Origin of the sequence: Bradyrhizobium sp. 44, assembly GCF_023073095.1 — a bacterium.
Classification (GTDB): domain Bacteria; phylum Pseudomonadota; class Alphaproteobacteria; order Rhizobiales; family Xanthobacteraceae; genus Bradyrhizobium.
Map to the genome: position 1 here is coordinate 40,190 of NZ_JADPIY010000008.1, position 18,184 is coordinate 58,373.

Sequence of the window (18,184 nt, forward strand, 5' to 3'; positions counted from 1 at the left end):
CGCAACTGGAGAACAAATGGCTTCGACTTCTGCTGATACCTATAGCCCGTCGCGCGACGATTTCGCCGCGATGCTCGACGAGTCCTTCGCAGGCGGCAACCTGCAGGAAAGCTCAGTCATCAAGGGCAAGGTTGTTGCAATCGAAAAGGACATGGCCGTCATCGACGTCGGCCTGAAGACCGAGGGCCGCGTTGCCCTGCGCGAATTTTCCGGCCCCGGCCGCGACAGCGAGCTCAAGGTCGGCGACGAGGTGGAAGTGTTCCTCGACCGGATCGAGAACGCCCTCGGCGAAGCCGTGCTGTCGCGCGACAAGGCGCGCCGCGAAGAGAGCTGGGGCAAGCTCGAGAAGGCCTTCCAGAACAACGAGAAGGTCAACGGCGTCATCTTCAACCAGGTCAAGGGCGGCTTCACTGTCGACCTCGACGGTGCCGTGGCCTTCCTGCCGCGTTCGCAGGTCGACATCCGTCCGATCCGCGACGTTGCGCCGCTGATGAACAACTCGCAGCCGTTCCAGATCCTCAAGATGGACCGTCGCCGCGGCAACATCGTCGTGTCGCGCCGCACGGTTCTCGAAGAGACTCGCGCCGAGCAGCGTCAGGAGCTGGTGCAGAACCTCGAAGAGGGTCAGGTCATCGACGGCGTGGTCAAGAACATCACCGATTACGGTGCGTTCGTTGATCTCGGCGGCATCGACGGTCTGCTGCACGTCACCGATATCGCGTGGCGCCGCGTCAACCATCCGACCGAAGTGCTCTCGATCGGCCAGACCGTGAAGGTCAAGATCATCAAGATCAACCACGAGACGCACCGCATCTCGCTGGGCATGAAGCAGCTGTTGGACGATCCGTGGCAGGGCATCGAAGCCAAGTACCCGCTGGGTGCCCGCTTCACCGGTCGCGTCACCAACATCACCGACTACGGCGCGTTCGTCGAGCTCGAGCCGGGTATCGAAGGCCTGATCCACGTCTCCGAGATGTCGTGGACCAAGAAGAACATGCACCCCGGCAAGATCGTTTCGACCTCGCAGGAGGTCGAAGTGCAGGTGCTGGAAGTGGATTCCGTCAAGCGCCGCATCTCGCTCGGCCTCAAGCAGACCATGCGCAACCCGTGGGAGGTCTTCGTCGAAGGTCACCCGACCGGTTCGACGGTCGAGGGCGAAGTCAAGAACAAGACCGAGTTCGGTCTGTTCCTGGGCCTCGAGGGCGACGTCGACGGCATGGTCCATCTCTCCGACCTCGACTGGAAACAGCCGGGCGAGCAGGTGATCGACAACTACAAGAAGGGCGACATGGTGAAGGCCGTGGTGCTCGATGTGGACGTCGAGAAGGAGCGTATTTCGCTCGGCATCAAGCAGCTCGAAGGCGACCCCTTCGCCGAGCCGGGCGATGTCAAGAAGGGCGCGGTCGTGACCTGCGAAGTGATCGAAGTGAAGGAGAGCGGCATCGAGGTGAAGATCACCGGTACCGACTTCACCACTTTCGTGAAGCGCTCGGAGCTCGCCCGTGACCGCAACGATCAGCGCGCCGAACGCTTCGCCGTCGGCGAGAAGGTCGATGCCCGCGTGATCCAGTTCGACAAGAAGGCCCGCAAGGTCCAGGTGTCGATCAAGGCGCTCGAAGTCGCCGAAGAGAAGGAAGCCATCGCGCAGTACGGCTCCTCCGATTCGGGGGCGACGCTCGGCGACATCCTCGGCACCGCGCTCAAGAACCGCGACACCAAGTAAGCGAAACGCAGGTTTCGCTGCATCAAGGCCCCGGCGCAAGCCGGGGCTTTTTTGTTGCTATCGTCGTCCCGGCGAAGGCCGAGACTCATACCGCGTGACCTATCGATGATGGGCGGTAGGAGTGCCGAGGCCACGGGTCTTCGCCAAACTACTCCCTGTGGTTATGGGTCCCGGCCTTCGCCGGGACGACAATGAGTGTGTCGCTACGTCGTGGCCCATGCCGCAGCCGGCCTTGTTTTCTTCTAATTGCGCCGCAATTGATGTATCCAGATAAGCCAATGCTGACGCTGCGACGGCACAACGCGCTTGGCCTTTCATTTGGAGATATTGAGATGTCGCTCGATTCGGACATCATCGTCGATCGCCGCAGGATCCGCCGCAAGCTGACGTTCTGGCGCGTATTGGCCGCGCTGATCGCGGTCGCGGCGATCGCAGGTTTTGCGCTGGTCGCGACGCCGGGTGCGCGCGGCACGTTCGCGTCCGCCGGCTCGATCGCGCGGGTCCAGATCGACGGCCTGATCCGCAGCGATTCCGATCGCACGCAGGCGCTGGAACGGCTGGAGAATTCGCAGGCTGCCGCCGTCATCGTTCACGTCAATTCGCCGGGCGGCACCACCGCCGGCTCCGAGCAGCTCTATGATTCGCTTGTACGGCTGAAGGCAAAGAAGCCGCTCGTCGTGGTCGTCGAAGGCCTCGCCGCCTCCGGCGGCTACATTACCGCGATCGCGAGCGATCACATCATCGCCCAGCAGAGCTCGCTGGTCGGCTCGATCGGCGTGCTGTTCCAATTCCCGAACGTCTCGGAGCTGTTGAAGACCGTCGGCGTCAAGGTGGAGGAGGTAAAATCCACGCCGCTGAAGGCCGCGCCCAACGGTTTCGAGCCGACCAGCCCCGAGGCACGGGCGGCGCTCGATGCGCTGGTGAAGGATTCCTATGCCTGGTTCAAGGGATTGGTGAAGGAACGGCGTGGCATGGATGACACGCAGCTCGAGAAAGTGGTTGATGGCCGTGTCTTTACCGGACGCCAGGCCATCGATCTCAAGCTGATCGATCAGATCGGCGACGAGAAGACCGCGGTGACCTGGCTGGTCGAGCAGAAGGGCGTCAAGAAGGGGCTCTCCGTGCGCGATTACAAGCTGCAGCCGCGCTTCAGCGATCTGCCGTTCCTCAAGACGGCGGCCGCGGTGACGCTGGAAGCACTGGGTTTAGGCTCGATTGCGCATCAAATCGCGCAAACCGGCGTCGTGCAGGCGGTCGATCGGCTCGGAATGGATGGGATGCTGGCTTTGTGGCAACCGGCGGCGTCGAACTGACCGGAACCGGGCGAGCCCCAGAGGTTTTTCCCGTTCGGCGCGTGCAGGGCCAGCCTGCTTTTTCGGCATTTGTCACGTATTTTCACGACGCTCAACCTTCATTTAGCGTCTTGACAGATCACGGTATTTTCACGGAAATGGTCGTCCGCACGCTCCCGGGTCCTATCTCTCGATGATCAAATCCGAACTTGTTCAGCGTATCGCCGAGCACAACCCGCATCTGTACCAGCGGGATGTCGAGAACATTGTGAATGCGATTCTCGAAGAGATCGTAGCGGCTCTCGCGCGCGGTGATCGCGTCGAGTTGCGCGGCTTCGGTGCCTTCTCGGTCAAGCATCGCCCTGCACGCGCAGGGCGCAATCCGCGCACCGGCGCGCATGTGCCTGTCGATCAGAAGAGCGTTCCGTTCTTCAAGACCGGCAAGGAAATGCGCGAACGGCTGAATCGCGACCATCCGGATCCAGGCGCGCCAGACTGAGGTCCACCTCAGGGTTTCCCGCGGTCGCGAGCGCAGCGGCCGCAAGCTTGATTCAAGGCGAGCGAGCCGAGATGCGAAAATTCCTGACCGCGCTGGTCGTGATTCCGCTGGGCCTGATCCTGATGGTCTTTGCCGTCGCCAACCGGCATTTCGTCACGGTCTCGTTCGATCCCTTCGTTGCCAACGACCCGTCATTCTCGGTCACGCTGCCGCTGTTCCTCCTCCTGATCGTGGTGGCTGCGCTCGGGGTCCTCGCGGGCGGTTGTGCCGTCTGGTTCGGGCAGCGGCACTGGCGGCGTGCGGCGCGCCGGCATGACGCGGATGCCCGGGCCGCGCGAGGCGAGCTGGCCGATCTGCGGGCCAAGGCGGCCGCAGCAAGGCCCGAGCCCCAGCGCCTCCCCGTTGCCTCCGGGCTGGGGCTTTACGGGCCCGCCGGGCGAGACAAGCAGCGCGCGACGTTGTAGAAGCGGCCGCAACCGAAAAGCCCGTTTTCCGGCCGCGGACCTGCGGCCTCCATTTGCTTTGAGCCCATATCCGTCGAGAACATGTCCTTGCTCGTCAAAATCTGCGGCCTGTCCACGCCCGAGACGCTCGAAACGGCGCTCGAGGCGGGTGCCGACATGGTGGGGTTTGTGTTCTTCCCGCCGTCGCCGCGACATTTGTCGCTGGAAGCCGGCCGGGAGCTCGGCCGGCAGGTGAAGCGGCGCGCGCTCAAGGTCGCGCTCACCGTCGATGCCGACGATGCCACGCTCGACAACATCATGGACGCGCTGTCGCCGGACATGTTCCAGCTTCATGGCACGGAGAGCGTGGCCCGGCTGCGCGACATCAGGCAACGGTTCGGTCGTCCGGTGATGAAGGTCGTGCCGGTCGCAACATCAGCCGATCTCGCCGTGCTGCCCGGTTACGCAGAGGTTGCCGAACGCATCCTGTTCGATGCGCGCGCACCGAAGGACGCAACGCGGCCGGGCGGCCTCGGTGCACCGTTTGATTGGCATCTGCTCGGAAACCTGGAGCTCGCGTTGCCGTATATGGTCTCGGGCGGCCTCAGCGCCGACAACGTCGCCGAAGCCGTTCGCGTCACCCGGGCCGGTGGCGTCGACGTCTCCTCCGGTGTCGAGAGCGCCCCGGGCGTGAAAGACCCCGAGATGATCAAGGCCTTCATTCGCGCCGCGCGCGCAAGCCAAGATGCAAGTCAAGAGTTGAGCGTCCGATGAATGTTGTAAAACCCAATTCCTATCGCAGCGGCCCCGACGAGCGCGGCCATTTCGGCATTTTCGGCGGACGCTTCGTTGCCGAAACCCTGATGCCGCTAATCCTCGATCTGGAGAAAGCCTACACCGAGGCCAAGGCCGACCCGGCCTTCCAGACCGAGATGAACGGCTATCTCAAGAATTATGTCGGCCGGCCCTCGCCGCTCTATTTCGCCGAGCGTCTGACCGAGCATCTCGGCGGCGCGAAAATCTACCTCAAGCGCGAAGAACTCAACCACACCGGCTCGCACAAGGTGAACAACGTGCTCGGCCAGATCATGCTGGCGCGGCGCATGGGCAAGAAGCGCATCATCGCCGAGACCGGCGCCGGCCAGCACGGTGTCGCCACCGCGACGCTGTGCGCGCGCTTCGGCCTGGAATGCATTGTGTACATGGGCGCCGTCGACGTCGAGCGGCAGCAGCCCAACGTCATCCGCATGGAGATGCTGGGCGCGACGGTCATTCCAGTGCAGTCGGGCACGCGCACGCTGAAGGATGCCATGAACGAGGCGCTGCGCGACTGGGTCACCAACGTGCACAACACCTTCTACTGCATCGGCACTGTCGCGGGTCCGCATCCCTATCCGACGCTGGTGCGCGACTTCCAGTCGATCATCGGCAACGAGACCAAGGCGCAGATGCAGGAGATCGAAGGCCGCCTGCCGGATTCGCTGGTCGCCTGTATCGGCGGCGGCTCCAACGCGATGGGCCTGTTTCATCCGTTCCTCGACGATTCCACCGTCGAGATCTTCGGCGTCGAAGCTGCGGGCCACGGACTGACGCAATTGCATGCGGCATCGATCGCCGGCGGCCGTCCGGGCGTGCTGCACGGCAACCGCACCTATCTCCTGATGGATGCGGACGGCCAGATCCAGGACGCGCATTCGATCTCCGCGGGCCTCGACTATCCCGGCATCGGCCCCGAGCATTCCTGGCTGCACGAGATCGGCCGCGTGAACTATCTCTCCGCGACCGACGACGAGGCGCTCGCAGCGTTCCAGTTGCTGTCAAAGCTGGAAGGCATCATCCCCGCGCTCGAGCCGGCACATGCCATCGCCAAGGTGATGGAGCTCGCGCCGAAGCGGACAAAAGATCACCTGATGGTCGTCAACCTCTCCGGCCGCGGCGACAAGGACGTCCCGCAGGTCGGCGACATCCTGAGGGGCAAGAGCAAGTGACCACGCGTATCGACACCCGTTTCGCCGAGCTGAAGAAAGCCGGCCGCGCGGCCTTTGTCACTTTCGTGATGGCCGGCGATCCCGATCCGGCCACTTCGCTCGAGATCATCAAGGCGCTGCCGAAAGCGGGCGCCGATGTGATCGAGCTTGGCATGCCCTTCACCGATCCGATGGCCGACGGCCCGTCGATCCAGGCGGCAGGCCTGCGCGCGCTCAAGGCCGGCATGACGCTGAAGAAGACGCTCGATCTCGTGCGCGGCTTCCGCAAGGACGACAGCACCACGCCGATCGTGCTGATGGGCTACTACAACCCGATCTACATTTATGGCGTCGACAAATTCCTGGTCGATGCGAAGAGCGCCGGCATCGACGGCCTCATCATCGTCGACCTGCCGCCGGAAGAGGACGACGAGCTCTGCCTGCCCGCGATGAAGGCCGGCCTCAATTTCATTCGGCTTGCAACGCCGACGACCGACGACAAGCGTCTGCCGGCGGTGCTCGCCAACACCTCGGGCTTTGTCTACTACGTTTCGATCACCGGCATCACCGGCGCTGCGGCCGCGGACTCCACGGCCGTCGGCGAGGCAGTTGCCCGCATCAAGCGGCACACAAAACTGCCGGTCTGCGTCGGCTTTGGCATCCGTACACCGGAGACCGCCCGCTCCATTGCCTCGCATGCCAATGGCGCCGTGGTCGGCACCGCGCTGGTCGACGCCCTCAAGAACAGCCTCGATGCGGACGGGCGCGCCACTGGCAAAACCGTCAACGCCGTCGCCGAGCTGACCGCGGCACTGGCCCAGGGCGTCAAAGGCGCGCAACAGGCGGCGGAATAGGCCATAATTCCGCTGCCAAGTCCGACGAGCAAGTCCGACGAGCAAGGCGGACGATACGGCGGCTTGCCGGGCCGGCTCCCGGCCGCCATATATCCCTTCAGGCGGTCCCCAGGCGGGATCGCACATCGGAGCAAACCATGAACTGGCTTACCAATGTGGTCCGGCCGAAGATCCGCAACATGCTGCGGCGGGAGACGCCGGAGAATCTGTGGATCAAGTGCCCGGATTCCGGACAGCTCGTGTTCTACAAGGACGTCGAAGCCAACCAGTTCGTCATTCCCGGCTCGAACTACCATATGCGCATGAACGCGGTGGCGCGTCTGAAGTCGGTTTTCGACAATGAGACCTGGTACGACGTCGCGCTGCCTGACGTCACGCCCGATCCGCTCAAGTTCCGTGACGAGAAGAAGTACGTCGATCGCATCAAGGATGCCCGCGCGCGGACCAATCTGAACGACGCGATCAAGGTCGGCTACGGCAAGCTCGAAGGTGCCGCCGTCGTCGTCGCCGTGCAGGATTTCGACTTCATGGGCGGCTCGCTCGGCATGGCCGCGGGCGAAGCCATCGTGCGCGGCCTCGAGCTCGCGGTCGAGAAGAAGTCGCCCTTCATCGTGTTCGCCGCCAGTGGTGGCGCGCGCATGCAGGAAGGCATCCTGTCGCTGATGCAGATGCCGCGCACCACGGTCGCGGTGCAGATGCTGCGTGAAGCAAAACAGCCCTACATCGTCGTGCTGACCAATCCGACCACCGGCGGGGTCACCGCATCCTATGCGATGCTCGGCGACGTGCAGATCGCCGAACCGGGCGCGCTGATCGGTTTTGCCGGCGCGCGCGTGATCGAGCAGACCATTCGCGAAAAGCTCCCCGAGGGTTTTCAGCGCGCCGAATACCTCAAGGAGCACGGCATGATCGACATGGTCGTGCACCGCCACGAATTGCGTCCGACCTTGGCGCGGCTCTGCCGACTGTTGACCAGGGCGCCGGCGCTTGAGACCGCGTCAAAGCCGGTGCAGCCGGTCGTCAGTCCGGCGCAGATCGTATCGGCTCCCGAAACGGCGCCGGCCGCGCCGCACGCGTGAACGCTTCCTCCGACCGCGCAAAGCCGCCGCTCGACGAATTGATCGGGCGGCTGTCGGCCCTGCACCAGAAACGCATCGATCTCGGGCTGGAGCGGATGCACCGCCTGCTCGACCGGCTCGGTCATCCCGAGCGCAAGCTGCCGCCGGTGATCCACATCGCCGGTACCAACGGCAAGGGCTCGACGCTCGCTTATCTGCGCGCGACGCTGGAGGCCGCCGGCCTGCGCGTCCACGCCTACACGTCGCCCTATCTCGTTCGCATCAACGAATGTTTCCGGCTCGGCCGCGTCGGTGGCGGTGTGCTGGTCGGTGACGACGAATTGCGCGCGGCGCTGGAACAGGTCGAGCGTGTCAATGCCGGCGAGCCGGCCACCGTGTTCGAGCTCAAGACGGCGGCGGCGTTTCACCTGTTCGCGCAGAACCCCGCCGATGTGGTTCTGCTGGAGGTCGGCCTTGGTGGCCGGCTCGATTCCACCAACGTCGTCGACGCGCCGGCAGCCTGCGTGATCACGCCTGTCAGCATGGACCACATGGATTTCCTCGGCGACACCTTGACCTCGATCGCCGGCGAAAAGGCGGCGATCATCAAGCGCGGCGTGCCGGTCGTTTGCGCGGAGCAGTCGGCTGAGGCGATGGCCGTGATCGAGGCGCAGGCCAAGCGCATGCGCGCCCCATTGTTTGCCGCGGGCGAGAGCTGGCACGTCAACGTCGAAAACGGGCGGCTGGTTTATTCCGATGAGCGCGGCTTGATGGATCTCACCGCGCCGCGCCTGTTCGGGCGCCACCAGTTCGACAATGCCGGCCTCGCCATCGCGACGTTGCGGGCCACCAACGCCTTCAAGGTCAACCAGGCGGCGTTCGAGGCCGGGATCGTCGGTGCGGAATGGCCGGCGCGGATGCAGCGCATTGCGTCTGGAGAGCTGCTCGCTTGGGGGCCGCAGGGATCGGAGATCTGGCTCGACGGCGGCCACAATGCGGAAGGCGGCCGCGTCGCGGCGGCCGCGCTTGGCGATCTCGAAGAGCGGGTGTCGCGGCCGCTGGTCGTGATCGCCGGCATGATGGCCAACAAGGACGCGCAGAGTTTTCTCGCCAATTTCGCCGGTCTGACCCGCCACATCATCGCGGTGCCGATTCCCGACACCGACAACGCCATGCCGGTCGACCGCCTCACGGATGCCGCCCGCAGCCTCGGCATGCGCGTCGAGCCCGCGCCCGGCGTCGAGGCCGCACTGCGCGCCCTGGCGAAGCTCGCCTACGAAGTGCCGCCGCGCATCCTGATCACCGGCTCGCTCTATCTCGCCGGCCACGTGCTCGCCATCAACGGCACGCCTCCTGTATAGTCTTCGTTCCATCCGGGCTACAGGAAGACCCATGCGTTTTGCCGCGATTGCCGACGTCCACGGAAACTACCTCGCGCTGGAAGCTGTGCTCGCCGACATCCGCGCGCAGGGCGTCTCCGACATCGTCAATCTCGGCGATATGCTCAGCGGCCCGCTCGATGCGCGCCGCACGATCGAGATTCTGATGAAGCTCGACGCGGTGCACGTGCTCGGCAATCACGATCGCTATCTGCTCGACCGTCCTCCGGAGAAGATGGGCTCGTGGGATCGCCCGGCCCATGCCGCGCTCGATGCCGCGCAACTCGACTGGCTGCGCGCGCAACCGGCGACGCGCGTGTTTCGCGAGCAGGTGTTCCTCTGCCACGCGACGCCCGACAGCGACGAAGTCTATTGGCTCGATACCGTGCATCCCGACGGCGCGGTGGCGCTGTCACCGCTCGATCGCATCGAAGAGTTTGCGCAGGGCATCGCGCAATCGCTGATCCTGTGCGCCCACACCCATCTCGCCCGTGCCGTGCGACTTCGGGACGGAAGGCTGATCGTCAATCCTGGCAGCGTCGGCGGCCCAGGTTTTCGTGACAAGCATCCTTTCCCGCATGTCGTCGAGGCCGGCACACCGCACGCGCGCTATGCGATTCTCGAGCTAACCGATGGCGCCTGGCAGGTCACGTTCCGCCATGTCGTCTACGATCACGAGATGATGGCCGCGCTCGCTCGCCGCAACGGCCAGCCGGAGTTGGCGAACGCGTTGGCGACGGGATGGCTCGGATAGTTGCCGCTCCATCGGGGCTACCGGCTACAGCTGTTTCAACAGCTTTATCGGGTCCACCACCTTCTGCTTCAGCTGCTCGAAGCTGCATTGCCGCGGGGCCTTGTCGGGGCGCCAGCGCAGGATCGAGGTACCGTGGCGAAAGCGGTCGCCGCTGAAATGATCATAGCAGACCTCGATCACGAGCTTCGGCTTGAGCGGACACCACTTCGCAGACCGCTCGGTGGACCAGCGGCTCGGCCCGCCCGGCGCGTTGCCGGTGAAGCCCGGCTCGCCGATCAGCGCCTCCAGCCGATCGGTCAGGTCAGGCTTTTCCGTCGCCTTGATTGCCGAGGTGAAACCGACATGGTGCAGGAGACCTCCGTCGTCATAGAGTCCGAGCAGCAGCGACCCGACCACCTTGCGGCCGGCGATCTTGTTGGTGGCATAGCGGAAGCCGCCGACCACGCAATCGGCGCTGCGGAATTTCTTGATCTTCTGCATGCCGTCGCGATTTCCCGCCTGGTAGGGCAGGTCGACGCGCTTGGCGATGACGCCGTCCGAGCCGCCACCGGATTGCGCCAGCCACTTTTTCGCAATGGCGTAGCTCGTCGTCGCCGGTGAGAGGCGGAAGATGCTGCCTTTCAGATTGGCTTTGGCAAACGCTTCCAGCGCCGGCCGTCGTTCGCTCAGCGGCTGCTCGGCAAGCTGTTTCTCCCTGGTCGTCGCAAGCAGATCGAAGCCGAGATACAGCGCTGGCGTTTCCTGCGAGAGCTTTTTCACGCGGCTCGCGGCAGGGTGAATGCGTTGCAGCAGCGCGTCGAAGGAAAACCCCTTGCCATGCGGCACGACGATCTCGCCGTCGAGCGTGAAGCGATCCGCCTTCAGCTTCAGCGCTGCGGCGACGATCTCAGGGAAATAGCGCGCGAGGTCTTCGCCGGATTTCGAGCGCAGGTCAATGCTGCCGCCGTTGCGCGACAGCAGGCAGCGGAAGCCATCCCATTTCGGCTCGTATTGCCACTCCTCGCCGCGCGGGATCGCATCGACCGAGCGCGCCTCCATCGCCACGAGAGATGTCGATTTTCGCGCGCGTCTTGCAGGGGGAGGCACAGGCAGGACTCGTCTTACGCTGGAACTGTCCCATCAACGCAAAACGGCCGGCTTTCGCCGGCCGTTTCCAAAAATAATTTCATGCAGGCGCGGATCAGACCGCGGAGGTGATCCACTGCTGCAGCTTCGCCTTCGGCGCAGCGCCGACCTGACGAGAGGCCATCTCGCCGCCCTTGAAGATCATTAGGGTCGGGATCGACATCACGCCATATTTCGACGCGGTCTTCGGGCTCTCGTCGACGTTGAGCTTCACGATCTTGACCTTGTCGCCCATCGCGCCGGCGATCTCGTCGAGCGCGGGTGCGATCATGCGGCAGGGGCCGCACCATTCGGCCCAGAAATCGACGACCACGGGGCCGTTTGCCTTGAGCACTTCGGCTTCGAAATCGGTGTCAGAAACCTTACCAACGGCCATGGGAGTACCTCGTACCTGAGAGAAGGGCGCGACGGGAATCGCGCCCGAGATCATGGCGTCAACCTATGAATGGCTCCTTGCCGGGTCAAGGACGCTCACACCGAGATGAAGAGATGCCAGCGCCGCGTCCAGCGCGGGAGCCGAAATCTCCATATATTCAAGGGCCTCGGTCCAGAGCAGGACGGCGCGAACCGGCTTTTGGGGATAAAGCTTCGAAAGCACCGCCCGGTACAGCGCAAGCTGCCGGACATAGGCGGCGGGCGCCGCGGCGGCGCTCTTGGGAGCCGCCTGATTGGTCTTGAAATCGACGATCAGGACCTCATCCGGCCGAACGACCAGCCGGTCGATCTGGCCAGACACCAGTGCCGGGGCGTGGCCCGGCCGTTCCCACCGGCCGACGATCGCGACCTCCGCCCGGCTGCCGGCGGCAAACACCGGCGCAAACCGCGGCTCGGCGATCAAGGCGAGCACCTTGTCGGCCAGCGCGGCGCGGTCAGCCTCCGCCCAGTCCGCGGCATTGCGCGCCATGAAGCCGAGCGCGGCCTCGCGCCGGCGCTCAGTGGCGATGTCGGGGAGCGATTGCAGCAGCCGATGCACCAGCGTGCCGCGTTGCAGCGCGAGCGCGCGGGACTGCACTGATTCGCCCGACAGCACGGCGCGGCCGTCCCCGGACGGCTGGCCGGAGGGGCGCACCGGATCGTCGTCGATGGTCTCGCGCGGTGCCCGTGTCCGCAGCCAGTCCGGAAGCGCCGTCCCCTGGTCCAAGGACGCCGCGGGCGTGCCCAGCGCCACGACATCCTCCGGTCGGGAGAAGCGCGTCACCTTTCCCAGCGGCGTCTCGATCGTCTCTTTCGCCAGGCCCGAGCCGGCGAGCCCGGTGTCGACCAGATCGTACCAGCTCAGCTTGCGGACCGTCTTCATGTTGCCGGGCATGCAGCCGCCGACGATGAGCCGGTCGGCGGCGCGCGTCATCGCAACGTAGAGCAGGCGGCGATATTCGTCCTCGGTCTCCTCGAGCATCGCCTTGCGGGCGTCGGCGACGGGCTTGGGATCGTCCGCCTTGCGTCCGGCCCAGACCACCACCTCGCCGCCATTGCCGCGCGGCACCTGGATCAGCCGCAGCCGCTGCGAATCCGCAGGCGACGATGTGGTGTCGACCATGAACACGACCGAGGCCTCCAGGCCCTTGGCGCCGTGCACGGTCATCACCCGCACCTCGTCGCGCGAGATCTCCATGTCGCGCTTCACCTCGGTATCGGCCGAGCGCAGCCAGGCCATGAAACCCTGCAGCGAGGCCGGCGCCTTGCGCTCGTAATTCAGCGCCAGCTCCAGGAATTCGTCGAGCGCGTCATTGGCCTCATGGCCGAGCCGGCGCAGCATGCGCGCGCGTCCGCCGTCGCCCCCGAGCAGCCAGGCGTAAAAGGCGAACGGCGTCTCCTCGCGGGCTCGGGTTTCGCAGGCTTCGAGGCGTCGCAACGCCGCGGTAAATTTTTCGCTTGTCGCGGCATGCTCGCCAAGCGCGCGGCGCAGCGATCCCTTGCGATCCCAGGCCAGCTGGAACAGATCGTCGTCATCGAGCCCGAACAGCGGGCTCTTCAGCGCCACCGCGAGCGCGAGATCGTCCTGCGGCAGCAACAGCGCGTCCGCGAGATTCATCAGGTCGATGATTCCGATGTGCTCGGTGAGCTTGAGCCGATCGGCGCCGGCGACCGGAACATTGGCGTGCTTCAGCGCCTGGATCACCGCGTCGAAGGCATTGCCGCGCCGGCGCACCAGGATCAGCATGTCGCCATAGCGCAGGGGACGCCGCTCGCCCTCGTGTCCCGTCAGCGTGCCGCTCTCGACCAGCCGCTTGATCTCGGTCTGGATGCGGCGCGCGAGCTTCACCTCGGGGCTGGTGGCGGCGACGCCGTCGAACGGCGCGCGCCAGCCCTCGATCTCCTGCCTGTCGTCGGCCTCCGCAAGGTCCCACAGCTCGATTACGCTGGGGCCGGCATCGCCGAGTGCATTGTGCAGGGGATGACCGGTCTCGACCGAATGGATGCTCTTGTAGATCGCGGGCTCGCGGAAGACGTGGTCGACCGAATGCAGGATCGCGGCGCCGGAGCGGAATGAATAGGTGAAGGCGACCGGATCGAATTTCAGTCCGGCGGCCGTGAACTTGCGGTGCAGCTCGCGCCGGCGCGCGTCGAATTCTCGGGGCTGAGCACCCTGAAACGAGAAGATCGACTGCTTCTCGTCGCCGACAGCGAAGACAGTGCGGTTCAGGCCCTCGCGCGCACCTTCGCCGGCGGTGAACTCCGAGATGATGTGCGCGACGATGTCCCATTGCCGCGGACTGGTGTCCTGGGCTTCGTCGATCAGCACGTGATCGACGCCGCGGTCGAGCTTGTAATGCACCCAGCCGGAGGAAACGCGGTCGAGCATCGCGAGCGTCTTGTCGATGAGATCGTCATAGTCAAGCAGACCGCGCTCCTGCTTTTCGCGGCGGTAGTTTGCGGCAGCCGCCGTCGCGATATGCAGCAGGGCTGCGGTGCGGTCCCGCATGGTCACCGCACGGCGCTTCTCGACCAACCCACTGACGCGCTGCGCCTCGTTCTCGAACAGGCGGGCGACGGACGGGTTGTGATCGCAGAACTTCTTGGTCAGCACCGCCTTGCGCGGCAGCTTTTCGTCGGTCAGGAAAACGCTGAGATAGGCATCGACCTGCGCGCCGCCGGAAAACACCTTTGCCTCGCGAAGCCGGCAGGCCTGGTCGTTGTCGGACTTGCTGCCGTCCTCCAGTGCAAAAGCGAGGTCATCCCAGCGCGATCGCGGCAGGAATGGACCGTCGACAATCTCGGTCTCGACGTCCTCGATCCGATCGCTCGCGTCCACGCCCAGCGCGGCCGCCATCTGCGCCGCAGCCAGCTCCGCGCTGCCGGCTTCATCGGTCCAGGCCATGAAGTGATCGCGGCTCAGGCAAGCCTCGCGCACCACTTCCTTGAAGGTGACATCGGCGGCGCTCGCCATCGCGGTCAGCAGCGCGCGGCCGGTGACGCTGTCAGGGTCGCGCGCGGCCTCCAGCAGCACCTTCAGATTGGCGCGTTCCATCATGTCGGTCTGGTCGCGCTCGTCGATCACGGCGAAGCGCGCGGGGACATTGGCCTCGAACGGAAACTGCTGGAGCAGGCGGGTGCACAGCGCGTGGATGGTCTGCACCTTCAGCCCGCCCGGCGTCTCCAACGCACAGGCGAACAGCTTCCGTGCGTCGCGCCGCAATTTTGCAGTGGGGTGCGGGATGCCGACCGCGCGGATCGCCGCATCGAGTGCCGTGTCGTCGAGCGTCACCCAATGCCCGAGCGTGGTGAACACGCGCTCGGCCATGTTGGCGGCAGCCGCCTTGGTGAAGGTGATGCAGAGGATCTTTTCCGGCGGCACGCCCGAGAGCAGCAGGCGGATCACCCGCTGCACCAGCACATGCGTCTTGCCCGAGCCGGCATTGGCCGAGACGAAGGCCGACGCGGTCGGATCCGATGCGCGCGCCTGTCGCGCGCGCACTTCATCCGGGATGGGGCGCGGTGCCTTCACCATTCCTCGATCCCCAATCCGCCGGCCGCGGACCATTCCTTGATCCGGGCGAGATCGTCATAGGCGCCGTAGCGGTTGGTCCACATCGGCAGGTTCAACGAGGTGTAGGGCTGGTTCTCGTCCTCAAACGCGCGGATCAGCGCCTCGAGCTTGGCCCTGGCCTCAGCAGCCGCGGTGTCCGGCGGCTGCGGCTCGTCGCCTTGCCTATATTTGAGCTCGAGAATGCGTTCTTCGCCCGACGGATTGTTGCCGCTCAGGCGAACATAGACGAGCTGGCTCACCGACGCGCCGGCATCGATGTCGGGAAAGCCGCCCTCGCGCAGGATTGCGGCTTCCAGCGTGAGCTGCGGCGACAGGCCCATGCGGACCTGCTTGCCGGTCGGCGGCTGGCCGGTCTTGTAGTCGAGGATGACGTATCCGCCGCCCCGGCGCCGCTCGATGCGGTCGGCGCGCGCGGAAAGGATAAAGCTGCGCTCACTGTCGAGCTGAATTGAGATCTTGCCCTCGGTCTCCGCGGCGATCGCCTCGATCGCGTCGCGCCGCGCCGTCTCCCATTCGCCGAACCAGCGCGCGATGCGCTGGAAGCGCGGCCACCACAGCGCCCGCGCCTCGGGCCGCTCCATTAGCGGCTCAAAATACTTTTTACCAATCGCGAGCAGCACGCGGGCGGGATCGTCGGGCAGACGCGTCGCATAAGCCTCGGTGAATTCCCCGAGCGCATCGTGGATCGCCGAGCCGCGGTCGGCGGCGGACAGCGGCATGTCGACGGGATCGAGCGCGTCGAGCCGCAAAATGTGTTTTGCGTAGATCGTATAGGGATCGCGCAGCCAGTCCTCGATCCCAGTCACAGACATCCTGAGCGGGCGGGTCGCGCGCGGCGGTCGCGGCTCGGGCTGCTTGATCGGCCTCACCTCGTCGGGCTGGTCCAGCGCGGCTGCGAACTGCACGTATTTCTCGCCCGCGCGAATCGCGGCCTTCCAGTGCGCATCGCCCGCGACGGCCTCTAGCCGGTGCAGGAAGCGCGAGGCGACCGCCGGAGCACCGCCAGCCTTCGCGGAGTGGGTGAGGATGACCTCGCCGCCGCCGAGCAGTTGCGCAAAATCATGCGCGGAGAGGCCGATACGGCGTTCCGGCAGATCGAGGCCCAGCTGGTGCCGCATCGGCCGGCTCAGCCACGGATCGATGCGCGGCGCCGGTGGCCAGACCCCCTCGATCAGCCCGCCGACGATGATGCGGTCGGCCTGCATCAGGCGTGATTCCAGCGGGCCGTAGATCTGCAAGCGAGCGCCAGGCCTGTCCCGCCGCCGCACCGCGCGATCGCTGAATGCGGTCTGGAACACGTCCGCGTAGTCGGGCAGCGTGACCATCAATCCGCTGGTCGTGCCGCCGCGCAGGAGATCGTCGAAGGCGCTCGCGAGCGCGATGCCTTCGCGCTCCTCGAACGCCAGCGGGATGCCCTGCTCGTCGCGCGACAGCTCGATCATGATCTCGCGATGCCGATGCGCGAACTCGGCGAAGTCATACGGCTTTGATGAAGCAAGACTCTCGATCGGCGCCAAGGCTTGTCGCAAGCTATCGATCAGCGCCTGAATACGATCGAGGTCTTCCGCCTTGAGACGTGCACGCGGCTCGGCCTTGTGCAGTGCGGAGACCTCGCTGCGCCACAGCTTGGCCAGCTCCTCGCGGAATCGATTGAACTCGCGCAGCAGGCCGGCGGTGCCCGCGGGCGGCCGCGTTCCGCGCAACAAAGCGAGCTCCAGGCCTTCGATCGCCGTCTTCCATGCGCCGGGCGCCCGGCCGAGCCGGCACAGCGGATGCTTCAGCATCGCCAGCAGCGTCGGCGGCTCCAATCCCTTGGTCGCCGCCTCCGCTGTCAGTCGCGCAAAGACGCCGGCGGAGGTTTCCATCAGGACGTCGCCGCCGGAATCATCGAATGCGAGATCCCATCGGCTCAGCGCGGCCATCACGCGCCGCGCCAGCGCGCGATCGGGCGTAACCAACGCTGCGGACTTGTCGAGATGCCTCGCCTCGCGCATCGCAATGGCGATCGCGAGCGCTTCCATTTCAGGATTGGGAGCTTCGACAACCGCGAGGTTCTTCATGCCCCCGGTGATCTTTAAGGCCACGACCGGCTGCTTCAGCCGGTCGTGCCAGATCTCGGTCTTGGCCGACGGCCGCATCGATTCCGACGCCAGCAGATCGCGGCCGCCTTCCGCCGGAGGCTTGAGGATATCGACGTCGCTGCGCTTGATGCCAAAACGATCGAGCAGCGCGTGCATGGCGTATTGCGGATGGTTCGAGACCGGATGCTCCGCGAACTTGCCGAGCGAGTCGCGGACGCCGCCGATGCTGCGCCAGGCATCGTCGTCGAGATCGGTGTCGAGGCCGGGCAGCACCACGGCGCCATGCGGCAGCGAGGCGACTGCGTGGAGAAATCTTGCCGTGGCCGGCATCGAGCCGGTCGAGCCGGCCGCGATCACGGGGCCTTGGTGATGCGCGGTCAGCCGCTTGGCTTCGGCATCGATCAGAAGGTCGCGGCGGGCAGCGGGCTCGATCCGGTTGATCTCGGCGAGATGACCGGGCCAGGCGATGCGCGCGATGCGCAAAAATTCAAGCGAGTGCTGCCAATACCGATCGAGCATATCGGGCACGAGGCCGTCGAGCGCGCTCCAGTCGACGCCGCGCGTGACCATGTCGTCGATCAGCCGCGCGAGATCGGACGCCAGTGCCAGCGTCGAGGCGGGGCCGCCGACGACCAGCGGAGACAGCACCGGGCCCTTGGCCCAGGCCGCGACGAGCTGCGCCAGTGTCAGCCGCCGTTCGAGCTCGCCGAGCCGCGGCGGAATATCGAGCGGCGTTGCGCCGGAAAACTGTTCGCCCTCATCGGCGAATGCGAGCTCATCCTCGTCGATGTCGCCGAGCGCGACGATGCGCGGCAGCACGACCGCGTCCGCCTTCATCTCGTCGAGGAAAATCTCGCGGACGACGCGCATGGCGCGTCGTGTCGGCAGGTACAGCGTGGCATCCGCCAGCCGTGCCGGCTCCTTGCGCGCCTCAAAGCCGTCGACCAGCCGACCGTCGAGCAAGCTTGCGACGACGGTGCGCAGAAACGGAACTGAGCCTGGAACGCTGAAAACGCGCATG

General features: G+C 65.5%; 14 protein-coding genes. 10 read left to right on the top strand and 4 right to left on the bottom strand.

Translation table 11 applies throughout. The features are described 5' to 3' along the window. Positions 1–16: 16 nt before the first annotated feature. From rpsA to IVB41_RS02320, 10 genes are all read left to right on the top strand, one after another. Positions 17–1,723, top strand: a complete 1,707-nt coding sequence (gene rpsA / locus IVB41_RS02275; RefSeq protein WP_027566167.1) for a 30S ribosomal protein S1 — start codon at positions 17–19, stop codon at positions 1,721–1,723. Between the two features lie 332 nt (positions 1,724–2,055). Next, the gene (gene sppA, locus IVB41_RS02280; RefSeq protein WP_247405051.1) at positions 2,056–3,036 is read left to right on the top strand and encodes a signal peptide peptidase SppA; all 981 of its coding nucleotides are present in this window, start codon (positions 2,056–2,058) and stop codon (positions 3,034–3,036) included. 172 nt (positions 3,037–3,208) lie between these two features. Beyond that, a complete protein-coding gene (locus IVB41_RS02285; RefSeq protein ID WP_007598410.1) occupies positions 3,209–3,514 on the top strand; it encodes an integration host factor subunit beta in 306 nt (101 codons plus the stop codon). Between the two features lie 71 nt (positions 3,515–3,585). Beyond that, the gene (locus IVB41_RS02290; protein ID WP_247426259.1) at positions 3,586–3,978 is read left to right on the top strand and encodes a lipopolysaccharide assembly protein LapA domain-containing protein; all 393 of its coding nucleotides are present in this window, start codon (positions 3,586–3,588) and stop codon (positions 3,976–3,978) included. A gap of 81 nt (positions 3,979–4,059) precedes the next feature. Continuing rightward, a complete protein-coding gene (locus tag IVB41_RS02295) occupies positions 4,060–4,731 on the top strand; it encodes a phosphoribosylanthranilate isomerase (RefSeq protein ID WP_247426261.1) in 672 nt (223 codons plus the stop codon). Continuing rightward, positions 4,728–5,945, top strand: a complete 1,218-nt coding sequence (gene trpB / locus IVB41_RS02300; RefSeq protein ID WP_027514720.1) for a tryptophan synthase subunit beta — start codon at positions 4,728–4,730, stop codon at positions 5,943–5,945. Before IVB41_RS02295 ends, trpB begins: the two co-directional genes overlap by 4 nt. Beyond that, on the top strand, positions 5,942–6,778 hold the full coding sequence (gene trpA, locus IVB41_RS02305; RefSeq protein WP_247426263.1) for a tryptophan synthase subunit alpha: 837 nt from the start codon (positions 5,942–5,944) through the stop codon (positions 6,776–6,778). The genes trpB and trpA overlap by 4 nt, the downstream gene beginning before the upstream one ends. 137 nt (positions 6,779–6,915) lie before the next feature. Next, positions 6,916–7,857 (top strand): acetyl-CoA carboxylase, carboxyltransferase subunit beta, encoded by a 942-nt coding sequence (accD, locus tag IVB41_RS02310; protein WP_247285096.1) that lies wholly within the window; start codon positions 6,916–6,918, stop codon positions 7,855–7,857. Beyond that, positions 7,854–9,197: a folylpolyglutamate synthase/dihydrofolate synthase family protein gene (locus tag IVB41_RS02315; protein ID WP_247426265.1), complete on the top strand. Its 1,344-nt coding sequence runs from the start codon at positions 7,854–7,856 to the stop codon at positions 9,195–9,197. Before accD ends, IVB41_RS02315 begins: the two co-directional genes overlap by 4 nt. 31 nt (positions 9,198–9,228) lie before the next feature. After that, positions 9,229–9,969 carry a metallophosphoesterase gene (locus IVB41_RS02320; protein ID WP_247426267.1) on the top strand — a complete coding sequence of 247 codons (741 nt, stop codon included), beginning with the start codon at positions 9,229–9,231 and terminating at the stop codon, positions 9,967–9,969. 24 nt (positions 9,970–9,993) lie between these two features. Here IVB41_RS02320 and IVB41_RS02325 read toward each other — a convergent pair whose 3' ends face one another. From IVB41_RS02325 to addB, 4 genes are all read right to left on the bottom strand, one after another. Next, complete coding sequence (locus tag IVB41_RS02325; RefSeq protein ID WP_247428967.1) at positions 9,994–11,007, bottom strand: ATP-dependent DNA ligase; 1,014 nt, start codon at positions 11,005–11,007, stop codon at positions 9,994–9,996. Positions 11,008–11,149: 142 nt separating this feature from the next. Further along, a complete protein-coding gene (gene trxA, locus IVB41_RS02330) occupies positions 11,150–11,470 on the bottom strand; it encodes a thioredoxin (protein WP_007598398.1) in 321 nt (106 codons plus the stop codon). A gap of 63 nt (positions 11,471–11,533) precedes the next feature. Then, a complete protein-coding gene (gene addA / locus IVB41_RS02335) occupies positions 11,534–15,043 on the bottom strand; it encodes a double-strand break repair helicase AddA (RefSeq protein ID WP_247426268.1) in 3,510 nt (1,169 codons plus the stop codon). Continuing rightward, positions 15,037–18,183: a double-strand break repair protein AddB gene (addB, locus tag IVB41_RS02340; RefSeq protein ID WP_247426269.1), complete on the bottom strand. Its 3,147-nt coding sequence runs from the start codon at positions 18,181–18,183 to the stop codon at positions 15,037–15,039. The genes addA and addB overlap by 7 nt, the downstream gene beginning before the upstream one ends. Between the last annotated feature and the right edge of the window lies 1 nt (position 18,184).